Origin of the sequence: Anoxybacillus sp. LAT27, from assembly GCF_022030075.1 — a bacterium.
In the GTDB taxonomy this organism is placed as follows: Bacteria; Bacillota; Bacilli; order Bacillales; family Anoxybacillaceae; genus Anoxybacillus; species Anoxybacillus kestanbolensis.
Map to the genome: position 1 here is coordinate 24,556 of NZ_JAIWYK010000076.1, position 8,500 is coordinate 33,055.

The following is an 8,500-nucleotide window of genomic DNA, read 5'->3' on the forward strand; positions in this document are numbered from 1 at the left end:
CATGCGTAGCTTATTTTTTTTGCTCATAACGATCGTTACACTTTTGTTTACAAAAACGGTATATGGAGAAAAGATCGACGTACATAAACAGCTGCAACAAGCTATTGATGAAGCACATGATGGCGACGTGTTAATCGTGAAAAAAGGGATATACAAAGGTCCGATTATGATTCGCAAGCCGATTCATCTCATTGCTGAACCCGGAGCGGTAGTTGATGGGGAAGGAAGCGAATATGTTGTGACAATTCGTGCTCCTCGCGTTCATGTCGAAGGATTAACGATTCGCAACAGCGCATATGGAAAAGGAGCTGGTGTGCTCATTCAAAAAAGTTCACATGTTACGTTAAAACACGTACGTATAGAACATGTACATTACGGTGTTTATGTAGAAAAAGGAACAAATATCAACCTTTTAAACAATGTCATTCGTGGACGAGATATTCATTTCGCTCAACGAGGAAACGGTATTCACCTATTGAAGACAAGCGGGGTTGTTGTGCGCGAAAATCATATTTCACGTGTGCAAGATGGCATTTATTTAGATTGGGCTAAACATACAATGATCGAAAAAAACGAAGTAACGAATGCACGCTATGCCATTCATTTCATGTATGCTGAAGGCGGGATGGCAAAAGAAAATGTGCTCGCAGAAAATATTAATGGAATGATGATGATGATGTCCAAGCAGTTTACGATTGAACATAATACGATTGAGAGACAATTAGATTATCGTGGATACGGGGCGCTCATTTACGATAGCGAACATGTAGTGATGCACAACAATACATTTCTGTATAATAGCACAGCTTTATCGTTACAAAACGCACGTCATTGTCATGTAAAAGACAATGAATTTATCGGTAACTATCGTGCATTGCACAGCTTATATGAAAATCCCGATATCATTGTTGTGAAAAATGAATTTTTAGGAAATATGGAAGATGCACTTATCCAAGGAGCACCCATTGCATTTGATGATGGAAGTAAAGGAAATTATTGGGACACCTATCAGTTCTATGATTTCAACGATGATGGAGTCGGTGATACCCCACATCGCATTCGTTCTATGTATAGTCGACTGCTGCGGAAATGGCCAAGTGTGCAATTTTATTTTCAAAGTCCGGCGTTATCACTTCTTGATACAACGGAGTCATTTTTTACGCAAGCACAGGCGCAAGGGGAAGACCGCTTCCCACTTATACAAGTCGATCGCAATAAAAACGAAACAACCGAAAGATCGTGGAAACTGTTGCTGTTTGGAAGCATTTTATTTGTAAGCAGCTTGCTTATGATTGGATATGGAAGGAGAATGACACATGAAAAAAATTGCTAGCCTTTTCTTTGTATGTTTTCTCGTCGCATGTAGTGGAGCGAAAACGTACGAGCCTGAAGAAATTAATCCAGATATTGATGTATGTGTAGTTTGTAATATGAGTATAACAGCAGAACCATATGCTACAGAAATAATTTTAAAAGATGGAACGGTGCATAAGTTTGATGATATTGGGTGCATGATCGAGTGGATGAATAAAAGCAACGAGGACATTGCAAAGAAATACGTTCGCGATGTAACAAACGGGGAGTGGATTGAGCTTGAGCACGCTGTTTTTGTATACAATCCAAATTATTGGACGCCGATGAATTATGGGGTCGTTTCATTTGCAAACAAAAAACATGCCAAAGTATACATGGAACAAGAAGGAAATGGAGAGTTATGGACGTATGAGCAATTAAAAAAACATCGGTGGGGATTTGAACAATGAATACAGCGATAAAGTACCAATGGATGATGATGATTCGTAGCAAATGGCTTATCACTTTTGCCGTTTTGTTTGCCGTTTTATCATCAACTGTGATCGCAAGTAGCGGACACGAGGCATCAGGAGTATTTACACGTTCGACCGCGGCTTTATTAAATTTGTCCCTTTTGCTTGTCCCACTCGTTGCTTTATTAGCAGGTAGTTTGTTTATTGCGGGGGAAAAGGAAGACGGCCGATTATCGCTTATATTAACATATCCGGTTTCCACTCACTCTTTAACGCTTGGTTTATATGTGGGGAGCTGCCTATCACTATGGACAGTTGTTGCGCTCGGGTATGGAAGTGCAAGTATCGCTCTTTTTGCAACAGGAGGGACGTGGTCGACGTTTGTTTTCCTTTCATTTGTATTCACCATTGTATTAACAAGTATTTTTTTAGCGATTGCTTTATTCGTTGGACTTGTTTCCTCTAATCGTTTACAAGCTCTCGGTATTAGTTTATTTATTTGGGGGTTTTTCGTTTTATTTTATGAATTTATCGTATTATTTTTGTTATCAATTGTTCCAAAGCAATGGACCATTTTTTTATTTGCTTTATCTATCATATTGAATCCGGTTGAACTCGTGCGTGTTTGGACCGTGGCTGCTCTGAAAAGTAGCGCACTATTTGGTCCGCAATTATATGAATGGTCAAAATGGGCAGAGAGTGCAAGTGGCCAGCTTACATTTATTGCAATCGCATGCATATGGATCATTGTGCCGTTGTTTTTAGTAAACGTATGGATGAAACGAGGGAAACGTTATGCTTGAAGTGAGACAATTGACGAAAATATATAACGAACAAAATAAAGTAGAAAACATTTCTTTTTCTGCTCAAGAAGGACAATGTTTAGCGTTATGCGGCGGTAACGGTGCAGGAAAAAGCACGATTATTAAAATGCTAATCGGACAGCTCCCACCAACGAAAGGAGACATATATGTAAACGAACAACCAATTCAAAACAACGACAAGCAATGGTTTTCGTTTATGCCGGATCATCTTCAATTTCCCCCGCTTTTAACAGGTTATGAAGTGTTATCTTTATTTGGACAATGGCAAGGAGCAACAGACGAGCGGGTGAAACAATGTTTAGATGTTGTCGGACTGACGAATGATCAACATAAGCAAGTAAGGATGTATTCAAAAGGCATGCAACAGCGGCTCGCTTTTGCGCAAGCGCTCTTAGCGGATGCCCCATTGCTTATTTTAGATGAACCAACAAACGGTTTAGATCCGTATTGGGTATGGGAATTTAAACGACTTATTCGTTTGGAAAAGGAAAAGGGAAAAGCTATTATTTTTTCGACACATATGCTGTCAATAGTTGAGGAAATTGCAGATACTGTCGTATTTATTCATCAAGGACAAATGCTTATATACGATTCGGTTTCCGCGCTTTGTCAAGATGGAAAATCGTTAGAGTCTATATTTTTTGCACAAATTTCACAACATATGTCATACTGAAAAAGTAAGCAAATATTGCTTGCTTTTTTCATTCGAAGGGGGAGGTAAAGTGTTAAAATTATACGTCATTCGTCATGCTGAAACAGAGTGGAATGCACAACAGCGCATGCAAGGATGGAAAGACTCGCCTTTAACTGAAAAGGGAAAAAAACAGGCAGCACTTTTACACGATCGGTTTCGTACAGTCCCATTTACTGCTGCGTATTGTAGTCCGAGCGATCGAACAAAAGAAACAGCACAAATTGTTTTAGGGCAACGTCATGTGCCAATATATTTTGATGAACGGCTACGTGAAATTCACTTAGGTGATTGGGAAGGGAAAACAATTGCAGAAATTGCGCAATCCGACGAGCAAAATCATTATCATTTTTATCATAACCCAGATGCATACAAGCCGATTATTGGCGAGACGTTTTTTGATGTTCAACGTCGAGCTATTGCTACGATCCAACATATAGCTGAAAATCATTCAGAAGGTCATATTCTTATCGTTACACATGGCATGGTGATTCGCACGCTTCTTGTATATTGGAAACAACAAACGCTTGCGGAGTTGTGGAAAAATAGCCGTGTATACGGTACGAGTGTGACGATCGTATCGTTTGACGGGGAAAAGTGGGACGTGGAATGCGAGTCGGACATTTCACATCTTAAAAGTGAGCTGACACATTTATGAGAAAATGGGCTATGTTTTTTACGGCAATTGTCTTTATTGTCGGTTGTACATCGCAAAATAAAGAGAAAACATTTGTTACGACAGTAGAATATGTTGTTGATGGGGATACAGTAAAAATAAAAAAAGATGGCGAAATTGTAACGGTTCGTCTACTAAATATCGATACCCCCGAAACGTATCGCGAAAAACAGGCGTATGGCGAAGAGGCAAAACAATTCGCTAAAGACGTTTTGCTTCACAAAAAAGTGACAGTTGAACTAAGCGCAAAAGAACAACCGTACGATCGTTATGGTCGATTGCTTGCGTACATATGGTTAGAAGATGGAACTTTATACCAAGAAAAAATTGTACAAGAAGGGTTTGCGCGTGTTGCTTACGTATTTGAACCGGACACAAAATATGCAAAAAAATTGTATAAAGCACAAGAAAAAGCGAAAAAAGCAAAAAAACGAATATGGAGTGTCGATGGATACGTGACAGAAGAAGGATTTAATATGAGTGTATGGTTAAATAAAGCTTCGTAAATGTGAAAAGGGCTGGATGAAACAGCCCTTTTAATGTGCGAGCATCGCTTGCATATCTTCTTCTACATTACCGATGAGCTTGAGACCGAACATGTCTTGCAATACGTGTAGCACGCCTTCAGAAATAAAGTGCGGTGCTTTCGGTCCAATTCGAATGTCTTGAATGCCTAAACTAAACAATCCGAGTAAGATTGCAACTGCTTTTTGTTCAAACCATGAAAGAACGATGCTGACCGGTAACTCATTGACTTCACAGCCGAATGCTTCCGCAAGCGCCATTGCAATTTTGACAGTCGAAATCGAGTTGTTGCATTGCCCTAAATCAATATATCGTGGAATGTTCGTGCCAGGAACAACCCCGTAGTCGACATCGTTAAAGCGGAATTTCCCACAGGATGTCGTTAAAATGACAGTGTTTTTCGGTAACGATGTAGCTAACGTGCGATAATATTCACCGCCTTTTCCAGGAGCGTCGCAACCTGCGATAACGAAAAAGCGTTCAATTTTTCCTTCTTTTACAGCTTGAATAATTTCTGGTGCAATTTGAATTACAGTTTCGTGATGGAAACCAGTCACTAACGTTTCATCCGATTCAATGTTTGCTTCTGGAAGTTGTAGCGCTTTCTCAATTAACGGCGTGAAATCATCATTTTCGATTTTTTGCACATGTTCTAATCCGGCTACATCGTATGAAAACATGCGATCAGCATATGAACCTTTTATCGGCATGACACAGTTTGTTGTCGCTAAAATAGCACCAGGGAATTTTTCAAATAGGCGACGTTGATCGTACCATGCTTTTCCGACATTTCCTTTCAGATGTTTATATTTTTTTAATTGTGGATAACCATGTGCTGGGAGCATTTCGGAATGTGTGTAAATGTTAATTCCTTTTCCTTCTGTTTGTTTTAATAGTTGTTCAAGGGCAAATAAGTTATGTCCTGTAACGAGAATACATTTTCCTTCAATTCTATTTTGCGTTACACGAACAGGTTGAGGAATGCCAAGTCGTTCTGTATGTGCTCGATCGAGTAGTTCCATTACGCGAATGGCTGCTCTCCCGACTTTCATCGCCATGTCTATATGTTCTTGTACGTTAAAGTTAGAGTTTGTTAACGTCATATATAACGCTTCATGTGTCGTTGTATCAACGAACGGATCGGTATACCCAAGTTGATGGGCATGCGTGCGATATGCTGCAATTCCTTTTAATGCAAATACGATCGTATCTTGCAAACTTGCAATTGTTTCATCTTTCCCGCAAACTCCAACAACAGTACATCCCCCTGTTGGTGTTTGTTCACATTGATGACAAAACATTATGACCCCTCCTTTTCTTATTGACACTTTAACAATAGGAGAAAATATGTACGTCGTAAGTGATACATATCACACTTTCATACAAAAATATGAACGAAATTTGACAATAATCCATATTGAATCAAGAGAAAGAATGTATTAAAATGAAAGAAAATTGAATCAATCAAACTACTAGGGGTGCCGGATGGCGATGGCTGAGAGGAAAACGCGCAATCAGTTTTCCAACCCTTTGAACCTGATCTGGTTTGTACCAGCGGAGGGAAGTAGGCTATGTTTTCGATATGCAAACTAGTCGATTCTGTCCGACTAGTTTTTATTTTTTAAGGGGGAATGAATGATGAATGTAGGACAATGGTTAATGCGTGTTAGAAAGGAGTCACCACTCGTACATAATATGACAAATGTCGTGGTGACCAATTTTGTTGCGAATGGTTTGCTTGCTGTAGGCGCATCTCCTGTTATGGCGTATGCAAAAGAAGAAGTAGCGGATATGGTTCGGTTAGCTCGTGCTTTAGTGTTAAACATTGGCACGCTAAACGAAACAGACGTAGAGGCGATGTTAATTGCCGGAAAAGCAGCAAATGAGGCAAACATTCCTGTCATTTTCGATCCTGTTGGAGCTGGTGCGACAGCGTACCGCACCGAAACAGCCAGACGTATATTACGTGAAGTAAACATTTCGATTTTACGTGGGAACGCATCGGAAATTGCGAGCATTGCGGGTGAACAAGTACGTACAAAAGGAGTCGATGCAGGGGACGTTCAAAGTGACCTCGTGGATGTAGCGAAAAAAGCAGCACTCATGTTTCGTTGTGTAGTCGTTATAACAGGAAAAGACGATATAGTAACCGATGGAGAACGTATTGTAATCGTCTCAAATGGTGATGCGATGTTGACGAAAGTAACAGGGACAGGTTGTTTGTTAAGTTCGGTATTAGGTGCATTTGCAGGTATAGGAGACGATATGATGATGTCATCAGTTGCTGCCCTCGCTTATTACGGTGTGGCGGCTGAAAAAGCAACCAAACAAGCAAAAGCACCTGGTTCTTTTCAACTTTCTTTTTTAAATGCTTTACATGAAACGAGTGCAGAAGAAGTTGATCAATACGCGCGTATTCAAGGGGAATAAATGATGAGGCAGAAGCTATCGTTGTATTTCGTTATGGGAAGTATCGATTGTACGAAAGATCCGCTCGCTGTGCTTGATGAAGCAATTAAAGGCGGTATTACAATGTTTCAGTTTCGCGAAAAAGGAAAGGGGGCGCTTACGGGAATTGAAAAATACCGCTTAGCCGAGAAATTACTTGAACGATGCCGAATGTATAATATTCCTTTTATCGTGAATGACGATGTCGATTTGGCCCTCGCTTTACAGGCAGATGGCGTTCATGTCGGTCAAGAAGACGAAGTAGCTGAACGCGTTCGCGATCGCATAGGAGATAAATATTTAGGCGTATCTGTTCACAACTTAAATGAAGTAAAAAAAGCGCTTGCTGCTTGCGCCGATTATGTTGGATTAGGCCCGATTTTCCCAACTGTTTCAAAAGAGGATGCAAAGCAAGCATGTGGACTGACAATGATTGAACATATTCGTGCCCATGAAAAACGTGTTCCACTCGTTGCGATCGGTGGAATTACAGAACAAACAGCCAAACAAGTGATCGAAGCGGGTGCAGACGGAATTGCTGTCATTTCGGCCATTTGCCGTGCTGAACATATTTACGAACAAACAAAACGACTATATGAGATTGTCATACGTGCAAAACAAAAAGGCGACAGGTGATGTCGTCTTTTTCCTTTGTTCTGTGCAGGATTTTATTCATATATGTCGAAAGAAAATAGCGAACAAACGAAAGAGGGGATGGAGAAGATGGAACATATCGTACTATCATACGAAAATCGCGTCGCAACCATTGAATTGAATCGTCCGAATGCGCTAAATGCTTTACATGAACAAATGTTAACAGAGTTGTTACAAGCGTTAAAAGAAGTTGAAGCAAGTGAAGCGGATATCGTCATCATTCGTGGTCGCGGCAAAGGATTTAGCGCAGGGGGCGACATTAAGACGATGTTGCAATCAACGAATGAACATTCATTCATTGAAGTGATGGAAACGATTAAACAAATAGCGATGACATTGCATCAATTGCCGAAACTAACGATTAGCTACATACATGGTGCCGCTGCAGGATTAGGATTTAGTTTAGCCCTTGCTTGCGATCATGTAATCGCAAATGAACAAGCGCGCGTTGCAATGAATTTCATTGGCATTGGTTTAGTTCCAGATGGTGGGGGACATTTCTTTTTAAATCGAAAAATTGGAGATGTCAAATCAAAACAAATCATATGGGAAGGAAAAATAATGAGTGCACAAGAGGCATATGAAGTGGGACTCGTTGATGAAATCGGTGATGAACAAGCGATTCAGCACAAAGTGAATGAATGGCTAGCAAAACCGATTCGTGCGATGATTGCGACGAAGCAGTTATATGCTCGTTTAAGCGAACAACAGTTGTTGAACACGTTGCAAATGGAGACAGCGTATCAAGCGGAAATGCGCAAAACAAAAGACCACGAAGAAGGGATTCGCGCCTTTTTAGAGAAGCGACGTCCGCATTTTAGCGGAAAATAAAAAATTTGCAAAACTTTCATGATTAATCACGCAGGAAACCCCTGCTTTCAAGCATGGGGAGGAATGCGTTTTTTTTGTTTATTTT

The 8,500-nt window shown here is 40.3% G+C and carries 10 protein-coding genes and 1 riboswitch; of the genes, 9 read left to right on the forward strand and 1 reads right to left on the reverse strand.

What is annotated here, in order from left to right; translation table 11 throughout:
* Nucleotide 1 precedes the first annotated feature (1 nt).
* From LD028_RS07870 to LD028_RS07895, 6 genes are read left to right on the forward strand one after another with little or no spacing between them, the layout of a single operon-like run.
* Nucleotides 2-1,333 (forward strand): right-handed parallel beta-helix repeat-containing protein, encoded by a 1,332-nt coding sequence (locus tag LD028_RS07870; RefSeq protein ID WP_237811493.1) that lies wholly within the window; start codon nt 2-4, stop codon nt 1,331-1,333.
* The gene (locus LD028_RS07875) at nt 1,317-1,763 is read left to right on the forward strand and encodes a nitrous oxide reductase accessory protein NosL (protein WP_237811494.1); all 447 of its coding nucleotides are present in this window, start codon (nt 1,317-1,319) and stop codon (nt 1,761-1,763) included. The genes LD028_RS07870 and LD028_RS07875 overlap by 17 nt, the downstream gene beginning before the upstream one ends.
* Nucleotides 1,760-2,569, forward strand: coding sequence for an ABC transporter permease (locus LD028_RS07880; protein ID WP_237811495.1), 810 nt, complete (start codon nt 1,760-1,762; stop codon nt 2,567-2,569). The genes LD028_RS07875 and LD028_RS07880 overlap by 4 nt, the downstream gene beginning before the upstream one ends.
* Nucleotides 2,562-3,263 carry an ABC transporter ATP-binding protein gene (locus LD028_RS07885; protein WP_237811496.1) on the forward strand — a complete coding sequence of 234 codons (702 nt, stop codon included), beginning with the start codon at nt 2,562-2,564 and terminating at the stop codon, nt 3,261-3,263. Before LD028_RS07880 ends, LD028_RS07885 begins: the two co-directional genes overlap by 8 nt.
* Nucleotides 3,264-3,312: 49 nt before the next feature.
* Complete coding sequence (locus LD028_RS07890) at nt 3,313-3,939, forward strand: histidine phosphatase family protein (protein ID WP_237811497.1); 627 nt, start codon at nt 3,313-3,315, stop codon at nt 3,937-3,939.
* Entirely contained in the window at nt 3,936-4,463 is a 528-nt protein-coding gene (locus LD028_RS07895; protein ID WP_237811498.1) for a thermonuclease family protein, read from the forward strand. Before LD028_RS07890 ends, LD028_RS07895 begins: the two co-directional genes overlap by 4 nt.
* 30 nt (nt 4,464-4,493) lie before the next feature.
* Here LD028_RS07895 and hcp read toward each other — a convergent pair whose 3' ends face one another.
* Entirely contained in the window at nt 4,494-5,783 is a 1,290-nt protein-coding gene (hcp, locus tag LD028_RS07900) for a hydroxylamine reductase (RefSeq protein WP_237811499.1), read from the reverse strand.
* Nucleotides 5,784-5,946: 163 nt separating this feature from the next.
* A riboswitch (TPP riboswitch) is annotated at nt 5,947-6,062 on the forward strand.
* Nucleotides 6,063-6,117: 55 nt separating this feature from the next.
* On the opposite strand from hcp, the gene thiM reads away from it, so the two are divergent.
* The 3 genes from thiM to LD028_RS07915 are packed head-to-tail and all read left to right on the forward strand — an operon-like array spanning nt 6,118 to nt 8,415.
* Entirely contained in the window at nt 6,118-6,912 is a 795-nt protein-coding gene (gene thiM / locus LD028_RS07905) for a hydroxyethylthiazole kinase (RefSeq protein WP_237810762.1), read from the forward strand.
* A complete protein-coding gene (gene thiE / locus LD028_RS07910; protein ID WP_237810764.1) occupies nt 6,913-7,566 on the forward strand; it encodes a thiamine phosphate synthase in 654 nt (217 codons plus the stop codon).
* A gap of 42 nt (nt 7,567-7,608) precedes the next feature.
* Nucleotides 7,609-8,415, forward strand: a complete 807-nt coding sequence (locus tag LD028_RS07915; RefSeq protein ID WP_237810765.1) for an enoyl-CoA hydratase — start codon at nt 7,609-7,611, stop codon at nt 8,413-8,415.
* Nucleotides 8,416-8,500: the final 85 nt, after the last annotated feature.